General features: G+C 66.6%; 16 protein-coding genes and 1 tRNA gene. 15 read left to right on the forward strand and 2 right to left on the reverse strand.

Annotation, left to right across the window (positions count from 1 at the left end; genetic code table 11):
- The 12 genes from BMX94_RS08945 to BMX94_RS09000 all read left to right on the forward strand — a co-directional run.
- On the forward strand, positions 1-398 hold a 398-nt coding region (locus BMX94_RS08945), incomplete at its 5' end, for a MarR family winged helix-turn-helix transcriptional regulator (protein WP_091005744.1).
- Positions 398-1,375, forward strand: coding sequence for a beta-ketoacyl-ACP synthase III (locus BMX94_RS08950; protein ID WP_091005746.1), 978 nt, complete (start codon positions 398-400; stop codon positions 1,373-1,375). The genes BMX94_RS08945 and BMX94_RS08950, both read left to right, overlap by 1 nt.
- Before the next feature lie 121 nt (positions 1,376-1,496).
- Positions 1,497-1,730, forward strand: a complete 234-nt coding sequence (locus BMX94_RS08955; protein ID WP_091005748.1) for an acyl carrier protein — start codon at positions 1,497-1,499, stop codon at positions 1,728-1,730.
- A 102-nt stretch (positions 1,731-1,832) separates the two neighbouring features.
- Positions 1,833-2,777, forward strand: a complete 945-nt coding sequence (locus BMX94_RS08960) for a nitronate monooxygenase (protein ID WP_091005750.1) — start codon at positions 1,833-1,835, stop codon at positions 2,775-2,777.
- The gene (locus BMX94_RS08965) at positions 2,765-3,724 is read left to right on the forward strand and encodes an ACP S-malonyltransferase (protein ID WP_091005752.1); all 960 of its coding nucleotides are present in this window, start codon (positions 2,765-2,767) and stop codon (positions 3,722-3,724) included. The genes BMX94_RS08960 and BMX94_RS08965 overlap by 13 nt, the downstream gene beginning before the upstream one ends.
- 2 nt (positions 3,725-3,726) lie before the next feature.
- Positions 3,727-4,497 carry a 3-oxoacyl-[acyl-carrier-protein] reductase gene (fabG, locus tag BMX94_RS08970; RefSeq protein WP_091005754.1) on the forward strand — a complete coding sequence of 257 codons (771 nt, stop codon included), beginning with the start codon at positions 3,727-3,729 and terminating at the stop codon, positions 4,495-4,497.
- A gap of 61 nt (positions 4,498-4,558) precedes the next feature.
- Positions 4,559-5,806 (forward strand): beta-ketoacyl-ACP synthase II, encoded by a 1,248-nt coding sequence (gene fabF, locus BMX94_RS08975; protein ID WP_091005756.1) that lies wholly within the window; start codon positions 4,559-4,561, stop codon positions 5,804-5,806.
- A gap of 2 nt (positions 5,807-5,808) precedes the next feature.
- On the forward strand, positions 5,809-6,366 hold the full coding sequence (locus BMX94_RS08980) for an acetyl-CoA carboxylase biotin carboxyl carrier protein (RefSeq protein WP_091005757.1): 558 nt from the start codon (positions 5,809-5,811) through the stop codon (positions 6,364-6,366).
- A gap of 10 nt (positions 6,367-6,376) precedes the next feature.
- Positions 6,377-6,802 (forward strand): 3-hydroxyacyl-ACP dehydratase FabZ, encoded by a 426-nt coding sequence (gene fabZ, locus BMX94_RS08985; protein WP_091005759.1) that lies wholly within the window; start codon positions 6,377-6,379, stop codon positions 6,800-6,802.
- 6 nt (positions 6,803-6,808) lie between these two features.
- Positions 6,809-8,146, forward strand: a complete 1,338-nt coding sequence (locus tag BMX94_RS08990; protein WP_091005761.1) for an acetyl-CoA carboxylase biotin carboxylase subunit — start codon at positions 6,809-6,811, stop codon at positions 8,144-8,146.
- Positions 8,139-9,875, forward strand: coding sequence for an acetyl-CoA carboxylase, carboxyltransferase subunit beta (gene accD, locus BMX94_RS08995; RefSeq protein ID WP_091005763.1), 1,737 nt, complete (start codon positions 8,139-8,141; stop codon positions 9,873-9,875). The genes BMX94_RS08990 and accD overlap by 8 nt, the downstream gene beginning before the upstream one ends.
- Positions 9,872-10,744 (forward strand): DegV family protein, encoded by an 873-nt coding sequence (locus BMX94_RS09000; protein ID WP_091005765.1) that lies wholly within the window; start codon positions 9,872-9,874, stop codon positions 10,742-10,744. Before accD ends, BMX94_RS09000 begins: the two co-directional genes overlap by 4 nt.
- Positions 10,745-10,834: 90 nt before the next feature.
- Here BMX94_RS09000 and BMX94_RS09005 read toward each other — a convergent pair whose 3' ends face one another.
- Complete coding sequence (locus BMX94_RS09005; protein WP_091005767.1) at positions 10,835-11,731, reverse strand: LysR family transcriptional regulator; 897 nt, start codon at positions 11,729-11,731, stop codon at positions 10,835-10,837.
- A gap of 159 nt (positions 11,732-11,890) precedes the next feature.
- Here BMX94_RS09005 and BMX94_RS09010 point away from each other — a divergent pair, with 159 nt between their 5' ends.
- From BMX94_RS09010 to BMX94_RS09020, 3 genes are all read left to right on the forward strand, one after another.
- On the forward strand, positions 11,891-12,760 hold the full coding sequence (locus BMX94_RS09010; protein WP_091005859.1) for an AzlC family ABC transporter permease: 870 nt from the start codon (positions 11,891-11,893) through the stop codon (positions 12,758-12,760).
- A complete protein-coding gene (locus tag BMX94_RS09015; protein WP_286160070.1) occupies positions 12,750-13,058 on the forward strand; it encodes an AzlD domain-containing protein in 309 nt (102 codons plus the stop codon). Before BMX94_RS09010 ends, BMX94_RS09015 begins: the two co-directional genes overlap by 11 nt.
- Positions 13,059-13,402: 344 nt before the next feature.
- A complete protein-coding gene (locus BMX94_RS09020; RefSeq protein ID WP_177171400.1) occupies positions 13,403-14,614 on the forward strand; it encodes an MFS transporter in 1,212 nt (403 codons plus the stop codon).
- Positions 14,615-15,499: 885 nt separating this feature from the next.
- Here BMX94_RS09020 and BMX94_RS09030 read toward each other — a convergent pair.
- Positions 15,500-15,576, reverse strand: a tRNA-Pro gene (locus BMX94_RS09030).
- Between the last annotated feature and the right edge of the window lie 288 nt (positions 15,577-15,864).

Raw genomic sequence — 15,864 nt, forward strand, 5'->3', positions numbered from 1 at the left:
CCGAGCTCAACCTCGTCGAGGTCGTGGGCCGCACGACCTTCCACACCGAGAAGACCATAACCGTCTCGGATATCGCCCGCGCGCTCGACATCAAGGTTCCCTCGGCCACAACCGCCGTGAACAGGCTCGTGCGCAAGGGCTACGTGATGAAGGTGCGCGACCCCAAGGACGCACGCTGCGTCAACGTGAGCCTCACCCGCCGCGGCGAGCGCGTCTTCAGGCTCCACGCGGTCTTCAACCGTCACATGTCCGAGGAGGTCTCGCTCGGCCTTACGATCCCCGAGCGCCAGGTGCTTCTCGACGGCATCCGCCGCCTCGAGCGCTTCTACGCCGAGGCGCAGCAGGCCCAGCGCGAGGAGCTCGAGAAGATCATGGCCGAGAAGGGCGGCGTTGCCTAGTGTCCTACACCATCATCGGCACGGGCTCTGCCCTGCCTGCGCGCAGCGTCACCAACGACGAGCTCTCCGCCTTCCTGGATACCAGCGACGAGTGGATTCGCACGCGCACCGGCATCCGCGAGCGCCGCGTCTGCACCACCGAGTCGCTCGACGACCTCGCCGAGCAGGCCTCCCTTCGCGCCCTCGCGTCCGCCGGGATCGAGGCCGGCGACCTTGACCTCATTGTCTGCTCCACCACAACGGCCGACCACCTCATGCCCGCCGAGGCCTGCGCCGTCGCCGAGCGCCTGGGCGCCAGCTGCCCCGCGTTCGACGTCTCAGCCGCGTGCTCGGGCTTTGTCTTCGCGCTCGACGTCGCCGACGGCTACCTCGAGCGCGGCCGCGCCAGGCGCGCGCTTGTGCTCTCTGCCGAGAAGTGCTCGCGCATCATGGACTGGACCGACCGCTCTACCTGCGTGCTCTTTGGAGACGCTGCTGCAGCCGTGGTTGTCGAGGCGGGCGGCGCAAGCCCGCTCTGGACGCGCCTGCGCACCATCCCCAACGTCGCCGCGCTGGACGTGCCCGGCGTCGTGGGGACGAGCCCCTTCGACCTCACGCGTGACGCCGCCAAGCCCAGCGCGCTCTCGATGAAGGGCCGGAGCGTCTACCGCTTTGCCGTCACCGAGGTCTCCCGCGAGCTTCGCGACATGGCTGCCGAGACGGGCGTCGCCCTCTCGGACATCGACCACTTCGTGCTCCACCAGGCAAACGAGCGCATCATCGAGGCCGTCTGCACTCACCTTGGCCTCGACCGCTCTCGCGTGGCCGTGAACATCGCCACCACCGGCAACGTCTCGAGCGCCTGCATCCCGCTTGCGCTCGACGTCATGAGCCGCGCAGGCGAGCTTGCCCCCGGCGAGCTCGTGGCCCTCGTTGGCTTTGGCGCCGGCCTCGACGTTGCCTCGACCCTCGTGCGCTGGGAGGCGGGCCCAAGCTAGCCTTTCTCGCCAGCATTGCCAGCGCCGCCGCATGTCGCGCGACGGCCACCCAAGGTATCCCGGGCGTCGCCAGGCGCCCTCGTCCGCGCCGGGACCCGGCGCCAGAAGAAGGAGAAGAACCATGGCAGAGTCCACTTTCGATCGCGTTGTCGCCATTCTCAAGGACCAGGAGGGTCTGGACGACGTCGAGCTCACCCGCGACACCAACCTCGCTGAGGTCGGCCTTGACTCCATGGCCACCGTCGAGGCCGTCATGGCCTGCGAGGACGAGTTTGGCATCGAGATCGACCCCGAGGCCAACCCCAAGACCGTCGGCGAGTTTGTCGACCTCGTCGATGGCCTTCTCGACAAGTAGCACGGCCGCGAAAGCGCGGGAGGAACGCAGGGCCGCCGGAGCCAGCCGGCGCCAAGACGAGAGCCGGGAGCAGCCGGCGCCAAGACTAAGGACCAACCTCACATGATCAAGACACCCCTCTGCGACCTGGTGGGCATCGAGAAGCCCATCTTCCAGGGCGGCATGGCGTGGATCGCAGACGCAAGTCTCGCCGCCGCCGTCTCCGAGGCCGGCGGCCTCGGCATCATCTCGGCGATGAATGCCGGTCCCGACTGGGTCCGCGACCAGATCCGCGAGTGCCGCGAGCGCACGGAGAAGCCCTTCGGCGTCAACGTGATGCTCCAGAGCCCCTTCGCGGCGGACGTCGCCAAGGTCGTGGCCGAGGAGCGCGTTCCCGTCGTGGCGACGGGCGCCGGCAACCCCAGCAAGTACATGGCCGATTGGAAGGCCGCGGGCGTGAAGGTTATCCCCGTGGTCTCCTCCGTGGCGCTCGCCCGCCTGCTCGAGCGTGCCGGCGCCGATGCGCTTGTGGCCGAGGGCGGCGAGTCCGGCGGCCACATTGGTGATCTCTCGACGATGGTCCTCGTCCCGCAGGTGGTCGACGCCGTCAAGGTGCCGGTCCTCGCCGCCGGCGGCATTGCCGACGGTCGCCAGGTTGCCGCGGCCTTCATGCTGGGTGCGCTTGGCGTGCAGGTGGGGACTCGCTTCCTGGTGGCGCGCGAGTGCACCGTGAGCCAGGAGTACAAGGACCGCATCATCAAGGCCAAGGACCTCTCGACCATCGTGACCGGCCGCAGCATGAATGGTGCCGTGCGCTGCCTCAAGACGCCCTTCTCGCAGGAGTTCGCCCGCCGCGAGCGCGCCGGCGCGACCCCGGAGGAGCTGGGCAAGTTTGGCGCCGGGTCTCTCCGCAAGGCTACCAAGGACGGCAACTACGAGGAGGGCTCCTTCATGGCCGGCGAGGTGGCCGCGATGGTCCACGAGGAGCAGACGGCGCAAGAGATTGTCGACGACCTCATGAGTGGTGCCGAGAAGTGCCTGGGGGAGGCAACCAGATGGATCGCGTAGACACCGCAGGCGCGGCAGCGCGCACCAACGTAGCCTTCCTCTTCGCCGGCCAGGGCTCGCAGAAGCCCGGCATGGGGCAGGCGCTTTACGAGGCAAGCCCCGCTGCCCGCGCCGTCTTTGACGCGGTGGAGGAGGTCCGCCCCGGCACGCGCGAGCAGTGCTTCTCGGGCACCAAAGAGGAGCTCTCGCTCACCATAAACACGCAGCCCTGCGTCTTTGCCGTCGACCTTGCGTGCGCCTGCGCGCTGCGCGAGCGCGGCGTTGTTCCGGCGGCCGTTGCGGGCCACTCGCTCGGCGAGGTCGCCGCGCTGGCGTTTGCGGGGGCGTTCGACACGGTTGCGGCAACGCGCCTGGTCTCGGAGCGCGCCCGCCTCATGACCGCCTGCTGCGAGGATCACCCCGGCGCCATGCGCGCCGTGCTCAAGCTCGACGCGGCAACCGTGGAGGAGCTGGCCGCCAAGGCCGGCGAGGCCTGGCCGGTGAACTACAACAGCCCGCTGCAGACCGTGGTCGCAGGCTCGCCCGAGGCGTGCGAGAAGCTCGACGCCCTGGTGCGCGAGGCACACGGCCGCTCTATGGCGGTCGCTGTCTCCGGCGCATTCCACAGCCCGTACATGGCTGCGGCAACGGACGGCCTCGCCGCCTACCTAACGGCAAACCCGCCGCAGGTACCGGTGCTTCCCACCTGGGCGAACCTCACCGGTGCGCCCTACGGGGACGTGCCCGCAGAGGTTGCCCGGACCCTCTCGGCGCAGGTCTCCCACCCTGTCCGCTGGGTGGACGAGCTTCTCGGCATGCAGGCCGCAGGCATCGACACCTTCGTGGAGGTTGGGCCCGGCCACACGCTCACGGGCCTCGTGAAGCGCACGCTCGAGGGCGTGACCACCTACAACGTCGAGAACCCCGACCAGCTCGAAGACGTTGTTCGAGCCCTTGAGGAGGCGTAGTCATGGCTGAGAAGACCGCAGGAACCGGCGAGGAGGCCGCCCGCCGCGTCGCGCTTGTCACCGGAGGCTCGCGCGGCATCGGACACGCCTGCGCCGAGAGGCTCGCGCGCGACGGCTTTGACGTGGCCATCATCTACGCGGGCAACCAGGAGGCCGCCGAGAGCTGCGTGCACGCTCTCGAGGGGCTGGGCGCGCGTGCCGCGGCCTACCGCTGCGACGTTGCGGACGCGGATGCCGTCAAGGCAACGGTGGCACAGGTCACCAAGGACTTTGGTCCCGTGTGGGCGCTCGTGAACAGCGCCGGCATCACGCGCGACGGGCTCTTCGCCCGCATGCGCGACGAGGACTTCGACCGCGTGCTCGACGTGAACCTCAAGGGCACCTTCAACATGGTGCGCGCCCTCGCGCGAAACTTCGTGCGCCAGCGCGGCGGACGCATTGTGAACGTGAGCTCGGTCGTGGGCCTGCACGGCAATGCGGGCCAGGTAAACTATGCCGCCTCCAAGGCAGGCGTGGTAGGTCTCACCAAGTCGGTCGCCCAGGAACTCGCCGGCCGCGGCGTCACCGCGAACGCCGTGGCACCCGGCTTCATCGAGACGGACATGACGGAGAAGCTCCCCCAGGAGGCGCGCGATGCCTATGCCGCCCGCATCCCGCTGGGCAGGCTCGGCTCCGCCGAGGAGGTCGCCGGCGTGGTGGCGTTTCTCGTCTCCGACGCCGCAAGCTACGTGACGGGCGAGGTCATTCGCATTGACGGCGGGCTCTGCATGTAGGCTTTGCCTGCTGCTCGCTTGGCTTGGGCTGCGGCGGGGCCGCACGCCAGAAGGGGGAAAGATGGATCGCAGGGTAGTCATCACAGGCATGGGGGCCATCACCCCCGTGGGCAATACGGCCGAGGAGAGCTGGGACGCCCTCGTTGCGGGCAAGAACGGCATCGGCACCATCACGGCCTTCGACACCACCGGCTTCCGCGTGACCGTGGCGGCCGAGGTCAAGGACTTCGACCCGGTCGCGGCGCTCGGCAAGCCCGACACGCTCCACAACGACCGCAACGTCCAGTTTGCGCTCGTCGCCTCGGACGAGGCCATGAAGTCCTCGGCGCTCGACGCCGAGGGTGCCATCGACCCCGAGCGCCTGGGCGTCTACGTGGGCTCTGGCGTTGGCGGCATTGGCACCACCGAGGCGCAGGTCACGCGCTACAACGACGCCGGCGCACGCAAGGTCTCGCCGTTCTTCGTGCCCATGATGATCGCGAACATGGCGGCCGGGCAGGTGTCCATTCGCCACCACGCCCTTGGTCCCACGCTTCCCGTTGTCACGGCATGCGCCACCAGCACCAACGCCATCGGCGAGGCGTACCGAGCCATCCGCTTTGGCTATGCCGACGCCATTCTCGCCGGCGGCACCGAGGCGGCCATCGTGCCGGTCTCCATCGCCGGCTTCACCAACTGCCGCGCCCTCACTACCAATCCCGACCCCGCAACGGCCTGCCGTCCCTTCGACGCCAACCGCGACGGCTTTGTGATGGGCGAGGGCGCCTGCATCCTGGTGCTCGAGGAGCTGGAGCACGCCCTCGCGCGCGGCGCAAACATCGTGGCCGAGGTCTGCGGCTACGGCAACACCGCCGACGCGTACCACATCACCAGCCCCGACCCCACAGCCGGCGGCATCACGCGCGCCATCAAGCAGGCCGTTGCCGAGTCCGGCATGGACCCGGCCGAGGGCCTCTACATCAACGCGCACGGCACCTCAACCAAGCTCAACGACAAGACCGAGACCATGGGCATCAAGCGGGCGCTGGGCGAGAAGGCCGCGCATGCCGCGCACGTCTCGTCCACAAAGTCGATGACCGGCCACATGCTGGGCGCAACTGGCGCCGTCGAGGCCATGGCCTGCGCCTGCGCGCTGCGCGACTCGGTTATCCCGCCAACCATCGGCCTTGCGGAGCCCGACGCCGACTGCGACCTCGACTACACGCCGGGCCACTCCGTTCCGTTCGACGGCAGGTGGGCCATGTCCACGTCGCTGGGCTTTGGCGGTCACAACGCCGTGGTCGTGCTTCGCCGCTACGAGGGGGAGTAGGGATGGATACCAGCAGTTCTCGCGTGGACGCGCTCGCGCAGGTGATGCAGCAGCGCGGACTGGCACGCATTCGCATCGAGGAGGGCGACTCCTCCATCGAGATGGAGCGCCCCGAGGCGTTCCCGGTCCCCGTGGCAACGGCCGCCCCGGTACCGCTGGCGGCACCTGCGCTGGCACCTGCCGCGCCTGCCGTCCCGGCGCCTGCCGAGGAGGCGGGCGAGGTCGTTGCGCCCGCGCCCGCAGACGCCCCTGCGGACGCCCCCGCAGACGCCAGCACCACAGATACCGGCGCCGCAGACGCCGAGAAGCCCCTCGACATGACCAAGGTCATCGCCGTGCGCGCGCCCATGGTGGGCGTCTTCTACGCGGCTTCCGCGCCGGGTGCCGAGCCCTTCGTGCGCGTTGGCTCCAAGGTCAAGAAGGGCGACACGCTTTGCGTGATCGAGGCCATGAAGGCCATGAACGAGGTGACCGCCGAGGCAGACGGCGAGGTTGTTGACATCTGCGTGAGCGACGGCGAGCTCGTCGAGTACAACTGCGTCCTCATGAAGATCTACTAGGAGGCACGAGATGAACAGGGAAGAGATCGAGGGCATTCTCCCGCACCGCCCGCCCATGCTGCTCATCGACGACTGCGAGCTGGTTGACGGCTATGCCGTGGGCCACACCCACGTGACGGGCGAGGAGTTCTTCGTGCAGGGGCACTTTCCCGGCAACCCCGTGGTGCCGGGCGTGATCCTCTGCGAGATGCTCGCCCAGAACTGCTGCGTGCTTCTCGCCCAGGGCGGCGCGTCCAAGAATGCCACGCCCTACTACACGAGCCTCGACAAGGTGCGCTTCAAGCACCCCGTGCGCCCCGGCGACACCGTCGAGCTTACCTGCCAGATCACGCGCTCCCACGGCATGTTCCACTTTGCCCATGGGGTGGCGAAGGTCGGCCAGACCGTCTGCTGCGTCGCCGACATGTCGTTCGCGCTGGTTCCCGAGAAGGACTGATGGCCCATGTTCCAGAAGGTCCTCATCGCAAACAGGGGAGAAGTCGCCGTCCGCGTGATCCGCGCCTGCAAGGAGATGGGCGTCAAGACCGTTGCCGTGTACTCAACGGCCGACAGCGAGGCCCTGCACGCCACGCTTGCCGACGAGGCCTACTGCATTGGCGGCCCACGCGCCAGCGAGTCCTACCTCAACACTGATGCCATCCTCACGGTGGCGCTTGCGTCGGGCGCCTCCGCGATCCACCCCGGCTATGGCTTCCTCTCCGAGAACGTGGAGTTCGCGCAGGAGTGCAACGACCACGGCCTGGTGTTTGTCGGCCCCTCGCCCGAGGTCATGCGGCGCATGGGCGACAAGGACGAGGCGCGCCGCACCGCCAGGGCCGCGGGCGTGCCCGTGGTGCCCGGCTGCGACCTTCTTGAGTCCGCCGACCAGGCACGCGAGGAGGCCGAGAGGATCGGCTGCCCCGTGCTGGTGAAGGCGCGCGCGGGCGGCGGCGGTCGCGGCATCCGCAAGGTCGAGCGCCCCGAGGACGCACCTGCCGCGTTCGAGACGGCAAGCGCCGAGGCCGAGGCCGCCTTTGGCGATGGCAAGTGCTACATGGAGAAGTTCGTCTCTCCCGCACACCACGTCGAGGTGCAGGTCATTGGCGACAAGTTTGGCAACGTGCTCTCGCTCGGCGAGCGCGAGTGCTCGGTGCAGCGCAGGAACCAGAAGCTCCTGGAAGAGAGCCCCAGCCCGTGCCCGGCCCTCACGGAGGACGTGCGCCTGCACATGGAGGCCTGCGCCCGCGATCTTGCCCGTTCCGTTGGCTACGAGGGCCTCGGCACAATAGAGTTCCTGCTCGATGACAGTGGAAACTTCTGGTTCATGGAGATGAACACCCGTCTGCAGGTAGAGCACCCCGTCACGGAGTTCGTGACGGGCAGGGACCTGGTCAAGTGGCAGCTCCGCGTGGCGGCGGGCGTGCCGCTTGACTCCACGCAGGAGGACGTGCGTGTGACCGGGCACGCCATCGAGTGCCGCATCAACGCTGAGACGGCCGACTTCATGCCGTCGTGCGGCGGCATCACGATGCTCCACGTCCCCAACGGACCGTGGGTGCGCTTTGACTCCGCGCTCTACGTGGGGTGCGTCGTGCCGCCCTACTACGACTCGCTTCTCGGCAAGCTCGTGGTGTACAGCCCCACGCGCGAGGAGGCCATTCGCAAGATGCGCTCGGCCCTGGGCGAGCTCGTGATCGACGGCGTTGAGTGCAACGCCGACCTCCAGCTGGACATCCTCTCCAACGAGGAGTTCCTCTCCGGGAACTACCACACCAACCTGATGGAGCACCTCTATGAGTAGCACGCGCGACAAGAGCGAAAACGAGCTCGAGGGCCCGGTCACCGAGGTCCCCATAGACGTGCCCGCCCGCATGGTGCTGGTGCGCTGCCCGCACTGCCGCCACGTGGTGGAGGCAGAGGAGCTCTCGCACAACCTAGACGTGTGCCCGCGCTGTGGGCACCACATGCGCCTCTCGGCAAGGCGGCGCATCAAGCTTTCCGTGGACGCGGGGAGCTTTGTGGAGTGGGACGCCGAGTTGGCGCCCCGCGACGTGCTTGACTTCCCCGGCTACCAGGAGAAGCTCTCTGCCGCCGAGGCAGCCTCGCACGAGCGCGAGGCCGTGGTGTGCGGCGAGGCTACCATCGGCGGCGAGCGCTGCGCACTCTTTGTGATGAACTCGGCCTTCATGATGGGGTCCATGGGAAGCGCCGTGGGCGAGAAGATCACACGCTGCTTCGAGCGGGCCACCAAGGCGGGACTGCCCGTCGTTGGCTTCACGGTCTCCGGGGGCGCGCGCATGCAGGAGGGCGTGACCTCGCTCATGCAGATGGCCAAGGTCACCAATGCCGTGCGCCGCCACGGCAATGCCGGCCTGCTCTACATTGCCGTGCTCACCGACCCCACCACCGGCGGCGTCACGGCGAGCTTTGCCATGGAGGCTGACATCTGCCTGGCGGAGCCCGACGCCCTTGTTGCCTTTGCCGGCCCGCGCGTGGTCGAGCAGACCACGCACAAGCGCCTGCCCGCCGGGTTCCAGAGGGCCGAGTTCCTTCTCGACCACGGCTTTGTGGACATGGTCGTCAAGCGCGCCGAGCTGCCGTCAACCCTGGCCTACCTGCTCTTTCTTCACGACCGTGCGGCGCTGGCAGACGCTTCGCACGAGGCGCCGCGCTGCCTGGCGGCGTTTCCGGACGAGCCCCGCTGGCCGGCGCCCCGTCACCCCCAGGCCGCCATCGACGCTTCCTCCGTCACGCCCTACGACCTTGTGCGCCGCGTGCGCGACACCAACCGCGCGAGCGTTCCCACTGTGGCCGAGCAGGCCTTCTCTGGCTTTGTCGAGCTCCACGGCGACCACCTCTTTGGCGAGGACCCCGCCGTTGTGGGAGGCATAGCCCTTCTCGGCAGGCGTCCTGTGACCGTCATCTGCACGGACCGTGGTCGCACCACCAAGGAGCGCGTGGCCAGAAACTTTGGCTCGCCGGAGCCCGAGGGCTACCGCAAGGCGCTGCGCCTCATGAGGCAGGCCGAGAAGTTCGGCCGGCCCGTGGTGTGTCTGGTGGACACGTCGGGGGCCTATCCTGGCATGGAGGCCGAGGAGCGCGGCCAGGGCGCCGCCATCGCCGACGACATCATGGCCATGAGCGGGCTGCGCGTGCCCGAGGTAAGTGTCATCATGGGCGAGGGCGGCTCTGGCGGGGCGATTGCGCTGGCAACGGCCGACCGCGTGCTCATGCTCTCGGATGCCGTGTACTCCGTGGTGAGCCCCGAGGCCTGTGCCTCCATCCTCTGGAAGACGCCCAAGCGCGCGGGCGAGGCCGCCGAGGCGCTGGGCATCACGGCGCCTACGCTGGAGCGGCTTGGTATTGTCGACGGGGAGATCGACGCGGCCGGCCTGGGAACGCCCGAGTTTGCCGCCCGCCTTGCCGCCAGGGTTCGCGAGGAGCTTGCCCAGCTCGAGGGCAAGGACGCCCGGGAGCTTGTCGAGGCGCGCTATGAGAGGTTCCGTCGGATGGGGAGGTTCGACGCATGAGTGAGGATACGCCCGTTAGACCCATAGGTATCGTGTGCGACAGCTCTGCCCCGCTCAAGCGGGCCGAGGCCGCGGCGGTTGGATGCACGCTCGTCTCGATGCACTACCAGGTGGATGGCGTCCGCCGCGCTGAGGTTTACGAGGGCGAGAACGACGACTACGACACGCTCTACCGCAATGCCAAGATTCTGGGCACCGAGGCGGTCTTCCAGTCCGCGTGGGCCAAGGCCTTCCGGCGCCTCCTCGAGGGCGGCTCCGACGTGCTGTGCATCACCATGTCGTCGAGGCTCTCGGGCACGTACCGGAGCGCCAAGGAGGCGCGCTCACAGCTTGTTGCCGAGGGGTTCGATGGCGAGAGAATAGCGCTGCTCGACTCGTGGACCACCTCGGGCGGGTTGGACTTTCTCATCCAGCGGGCGCGGCGGCTCATTGTGGGCGGCGCGACGCTCGAGGAGACTGTCTCGCAGCTCGAGGGCGCCCGCGCGCGCCAGGGGATCGTCTTCACCGTTCCCCGCCTCGACGTGCTCAAGCGCTCCGGGCGTCTGGGCGCCACACGGCGCGCCGTTGCCGGCAAGCTTGACCGCTACCTCATCATGACGCTTGACCAGGGCGGCATTCGCGACGTCGACGTGGCGCACGGCACCACGGCCGTGGCGAGGTCGCTGGTGAAGCAGGTGCCCGAGGGCGCGCGCGACGGGCTTCTCATCGTGACGGGATACGGCACCTCCGAGACCACGGGCGCCGTTGTCGACTGCATTCGGCGCAGGCTTCCGCAGGCGGAGGTCTCGGTGCGCGACGGCGGGCCGGTTGTCTCGCTGCACCTGGGCGTGGGCTCCGTGAGCCTTGCCTGGGACGTGCCGGGGGAGTAGGGACGCTCGCGAGCAAAGCCGGGCCGGTAACAACGAACGCGCGGGCGCCAGGGGGCGTGCTTGCCGGCCCCACCCCAGCCCGCGGCGCGGCTACCCCAGCTCGCGGATGAGGTACTCCGCAAAGCGTCGCGCCGCCAGCGGCAGCGTGGCAGAGTTGCGCCAGCCCAGCGTGATGGTGCGCCGCGGCTCCTCGCGGATGGGCCGCACCACCACGCCGGACTCAAAGCCCACGAGCATCATCTCGTAGAGAATCGTGACGCCCAGCCCCTGGCGCACCATGGCAAGGATCGAGTAGTCGTCCGTGACCTCGTAGCACACGCGTGGCGAGAGACCCTCCTGCTCAAACGCGTGGAGCGTCACTGACTCGCGGCCCTCGTCCAGGAGGATGAACGGCTGTGTGGCGAGGTCGGCAAGCGTGAGCTCGTCCTTCTCGGCAAGCGGGTTTTCGGGAGGCACCACGGCCATCATGCGGTCGGGGCCAAACGAGTGGGACTCCAGACCCGCGGACTCGGCGTCCGCAAGGTTGGTGAAGCCCAGGTCGCACTCCCCATTGCGCACCCACTCCGCAATCGAGGTGTACTCGCTCTGGCGCAGGTTGAAGCGGACGGAGGGGTACAGGCGCCTGAAGTCGAGCATGGGGCGGGGGAGAAGGTTCCTGCTCACGCTGGTGAAGGTGCCAATCGTGATGGAGGCGCGCCCCAGGCCCTGGACCTCGCGCTGCTTCTCGGCAAGCGCCCGCTCGTCGCGAGCAACCGCCTGCAGGTAGGGCATGAACTGCTGCCCGTCCTTGGTGAGGGTGACGCCGTCGCGGCTGCGCTCCACAAGCGTGCACCCAAGCTCGCGCTCCAGGGCCTTGACCGTCTGCGAGACGGCGCTCTGCGTGTAGCCAATGCGGTTGGCGACCTTGGTGAAGCTGCCCTCCTCGACAACGTCGACAAAGACTGAGTAGCGAGAGTAGCGTGCCTGTGCGTCCGGCTGCTGAGGCATGTGCGGCCCTTTCTTCAGTTGCTTCCTCGGGTTTCTGGCTATTAGTATAGCTACTCAACTAATTAGAATCATTCGTTTTACTAATAACTAAATCTGTTGCTTAATGTGCTCAGAACGCTTTGAGCGGAGAAGTTCGAGCAGGTTTGGCGGGTGATTCTTGTGGAGTTTGCAGAGACGAGAAACGCGTTTGCCACGGGCGCGCTTGCGAGTGGCGAGCGTCGGGCTCACCGTGGGGCGGGGCTTCTCGCCCGCCATGGCGAGGCGCTGCGCGAGGGTGTTCGCGACGGCGTCCCCATTGCCCTGGGATACCTGGCCGTCTCGTTCTCGCTAGGAATCGCCGCCCGCAAGGTGGGGCTCGATGCGGTTCAGGGCTTCTTTGCGAGTCTCTTCAACAACGCGTCGGCAGGGGAGTACGCCGGCTTTGCCGTGATTGGCGCAGGCGGGTCGCTCCTCGAGATGGCCGTGGTGATGCTTGTAGCTAATGCGCGCTATCTGCTTATGAGCTGCTCGATGGCACAGCGCTTCTCGCCCAAGACGCCGCTCATCCATCGCGTGCTTGTGGGTTTTGACCTCACCGACGAGCTCTTTGGCATCGCGATTGCGCGGCCGGGCGTGGCCGACCCGTACTACAGCTATGGCGCCATGGTGGTGGCGCTTCCCGGATGGGCGTTTGGCGGCATGGCGGGCGTGATTGCCGGCAGCGTGCTGCCCGAGCGCATCGCGAGTGCGCTTTCCGTTGCGCTCTTTGGGATGTTCCTTGCCATCATCATTCCGCCGGCGCGCAAGAGTCGCGTGATTGCGGGACTGGTGCTGGCCGGCTTTGCTACCAGCGCTTTGTTTGCCTGGGCACCGCTGCTCCCGGGAGTCTCCGAGGGCACGCGCACCATCATCCTCACCGTGGCGCTCTCGGCGCTTGCGGCGGCGCTCTTCCCGGTGGACGAGCGGGACGGCGGCAGCGAGAACGCGGGCGCCGCGGACCCCGCGATTGCGGTTCCTGCTCCAGAGGGGGATGCCTGCCGTGCGGCCTAGCATCGTTGCCTACCTTGTGGTGATGTCGGCGGTCACGCTGGGGACCAGGATCTTGCCGCTCACGCTCATCCGGCGGCCGATCTCCAACCGGTTCCTGCGGTCGTTTCTCTACTACGTGCCGTACGTGACGCTTGCCGTAATGACCTTCCCGGCGATCCTCTCTGCGACGGATTCACCGCTTGCCGGTGCGGCGGCGCTGGTCGTAGGCGTTGTGGCCGCGTGGTTTGGGGCGAGCCTCCCGCACGTTGCGGCTGGATGCTGCGGCGTGGTGTTTGCGCTGGAACTGCTGCTCGCGTAGGGGGCGCGTCCGGGGTTTGGTCCAGGCGACGGCCCCGCCGGTGCTGGCCCGCTGGCCCGCCGGCGGTCCCAGCTGCCCGCTGTTGCTGCTGAGAACAAATTCGACATTTTCCCGCCCTCGCCGGCTGATTTCTGTCGAAATTGTTCTCGTTAGCACCAGCCGCCCGGCCCGGCTGGCCCGCCCGGCTTCACTGCCCACCTGCCCGGCTCCCAACCTCGAGCACATGTGGCCGTTTTGCTCAGCCGACAGCCAACGCCGCGCTAACCCGCGCAATCCCCCATACTAGGGGACTTGCAAACAAGAAAACCAAGGGCGGCCTCAAGGCTCGAAGGGCTGGTAGTACCGTGGGTTCACGCAGCAAGGCGCAGGAGACAACCGACAAGATCACACGTGGCCAATGGCTTGCGCTTGCCGGCCTGGCGGTTTCTGCTTTTATCTTCAACACCTCCGAGTTCATCCCCATTGGCCTTCTCAGTGACATCGGACAGACCTTCTCGCTCACCGAGGCGCAGACGGGCATCATGATTTCTGTCTACGCGTGGGGCGTCATGGTTCTCTCGCTGCCGCTCATGGTCTTTGCGTCGCGCTTTGACTTTCGCCGACTGCTGCTGGGACTTATCGCCATCTTTACAACGGGTCAGTTCCTCTCGGCCATTGCACCCACCTACCTGCTGCTCGTTTGCTCGAGGCTCGTGGTTGCCACGGCGCATGCGGTCTTTTGGTCTGTCGTCATGGTTGTCGCTGCGCGCGTGGTGAGCCCGCGCCACTCCTCGACGGCGATGGGCATCGTGGCCACGGGAAGCTCCATCGCGCAGATCTTTGGCATGCCCATGGGACGCGCCATTGGGCTCATGGTTGGGTGGCGCATGACCTTCGTTGTGGTGGGGGTTGTGGCGCTTGTGACCCTGGTGTATCTCGCCGTGGTCTTCCCGCCGATGAGCGCGGGCGAGAAGTTCACGCTGGACAAACTTCCGGAGCTCTTCCGTAACGGCCCGCTGGTCGCGCTGTACGTGGCGATTGTGTTCATCGCCACTGGCCAGTACGTTGCCTACAGCTACGTAGAGCCGTTCCTCGCGCAGACGGTTGCGCTGGGTGCCTCCGAGGTTACCGCGGCGCTCGTGGTCATTGGCTGCGCGGGCCTTCTAGGGAGCTATCTCTTCTCGCGCTTTTATGACGGCCACAAGAAGGGATTCATTGCCGCAACGCTGGTGGGGGAGACGCTCGCGCTGCTGGCGCTTCTGCCTGCGGCCTCGAGCCTGGGTGTTACCGTGGCCGTGCTGGTGGTGTGGGGTGCCGCCGAGATGGGCTTCTGCGTTGCGTTCCAATCGATTCTCATCCACATTACCGAGAAGGACCAGGCGTCGGTGGCGATGTCAATCTACTCTGGGCTCTTCAACCTCGGAATTGGCGCGGGGTCGGCCATTGGTGGCGTCACGGTCACGCAGCTTGGCGTGGGTGCCGTTGGCCTTGTGGGCGGCGCGTTTGCGGCCGTGGGGACCGTGGTCACAGTTGGCGTGATGTTTGCGCTCATGCGGCGTGCGGGCCTGCGCGCGTAGGCGATGCGTGCGTGGTGGCACTTGCTGCGCCGTTTGGCGACGTACTTCTCGGCGGAATTACGCACGGTTGAAGGCGAGAACGACAAAAGCCCAGCAATCCACAAACCTTAATCGCAGTCGTGCGTAATTCGGCTACGAGAGGAGCGCCGGCCTAGCAAGGCTCAGCGATGCTCTCTCCACTCGCTCTCCAGGATTGACATCAGGATGTCGTCGCCGTAGCTGCCAGTCGCTGAGTCAATGACGGCGTCCCTCAATGCGCCTTCACGAACGAACCCCGCTTTCTCATACGCACGATTTGCGCGAGGATTGAAGCTGAAGACGTCAAGGGAAAGCTGGTGTAGGCCAATCTCGCTGAAGGCAAACCGCGGTCTGCTCGATTGCCCACGAACCGATTCCGCATCCAAGTGAACCTGGGTAAAATATCGCGATACGGAAATTGGCGGAGCGGAGCTTGGAATCGATTTCGTTGATGACGGATTCGCCGATGATGCGGGACGTGGGGTCAAAAAGCAGAAAGTCACGTCTGGTTTCGTCGTCGATGTTGGCGAGAAAGAACGAGACAACCTCGTCGCAATCGTAGTGCAGAGCGCTACCCGTAAGTCGAGCAACTTCGGAATCGACCTAGTCGAAGAGCCGTGCGTAGTTTTGCGCATCATCGGGTAGGGAAGGACGCAGGAGTTAGCCGTAGTCGTTGCGACAAATCATCTTGTGGCCTCTCGAAGTTACCGAAGTGCAGTCGCGTGGCGCATTGAAAACAAAGACCCGCCAGTTGAGCTTCTGCGAGAGGCCGGCGGGTTTACTGGAGACAAGTGTAAATGACTGGCGGAGAGACCTACCAACAGAAAAGGCCGCACGGGAAAATACCCCGTGCGGCCTGCTCATTATTGGTCGGGTGGACTGGATTCGAACCAGCGACCCCTTGACCCCCAGTCAAGTGCGCTACCAAGCTGCGCCACCACCCGTTTGTGCGAACCACCGTCCGCGCAAGTAAGAACTTTAACACGGAGTCGTCGAGGCTTCAACCACAAATTTCGGAAACAAGGATTTGTTCGGAGACTCTGAAGAATCTGCTAGGTCCAATGAGCATCCCTTTGGGATTGACGAGAAGAACCAACTTAAGGGTTGGCCTTGTTCTACAGAGTTCAACAAGATGAGCACGCGGGACATCCCCCGTATGGAGAAAGAACGGTCGGACGTCACGGCCGCGTAGGCGGTTCCGTGGCACAGACTCAAGTCTGCGCCATCGGGGC

The organism is Olsenella sp. KH3B4, from assembly GCA_900111695.1.
In the GTDB taxonomy this organism is placed as follows: Bacteria; Actinomycetota; Coriobacteriia; order Coriobacteriales; family Atopobiaceae; genus Tractidigestivibacter.

Excerpts from the sequence above, each read along its gene's own strand:
- BMX94_RS08955 (WP_091005748.1), top strand. The coding sequence starts at position 1,497 with ATGGCAGAGTCCACTTTCGATCGCGTTGTCGCCATTCTCAAGGACCAG.
- BMX94_RS08960 (WP_091005750.1), top strand. The coding sequence starts at position 1,833 with ATGATCAAGACACCCCTCTGCGACCTGGTGGGCATCGAGAAGCCCATC.
- BMX94_RS08965 (WP_091005752.1), top strand. The coding sequence starts at position 2,765 with ATGGATCGCGTAGACACCGCAGGCGCGGCAGCGCGCACCAACGTAGCC.
- fabG (WP_091005754.1), top strand. The coding sequence starts at position 3,727 with ATGGCTGAGAAGACCGCAGGAACCGGCGAGGAGGCCGCCCGCCGCGTC.
- fabF (WP_091005756.1), top strand. The coding sequence starts at position 4,559 with ATGGATCGCAGGGTAGTCATCACAGGCATGGGGGCCATCACCCCCGTG.
- BMX94_RS08980 (WP_091005757.1), top strand. The coding sequence starts at position 5,809 with ATGGATACCAGCAGTTCTCGCGTGGACGCGCTCGCGCAGGTGATGCAG.
- fabZ (WP_091005759.1), top strand. The coding sequence starts at position 6,377 with ATGAACAGGGAAGAGATCGAGGGCATTCTCCCGCACCGCCCGCCCATG.
- BMX94_RS08990 (WP_091005761.1), top strand. The coding sequence starts at position 6,809 with ATGTTCCAGAAGGTCCTCATCGCAAACAGGGGAGAAGTCGCCGTCCGC.
- accD (WP_091005763.1), top strand. The coding sequence starts at position 8,139 with ATGAGTAGCACGCGCGACAAGAGCGAAAACGAGCTCGAGGGCCCGGTC.
- BMX94_RS09000 (WP_091005765.1), top strand. The coding sequence starts at position 9,872 with ATGAGTGAGGATACGCCCGTTAGACCCATAGGTATCGTGTGCGACAGC.
- BMX94_RS09005 (WP_091005767.1), bottom strand. The coding sequence starts at position 11,731 with ATGCCTCAGCAGCCGGACGCACAGGCACGCTACTCTCGCTACTCAGTC.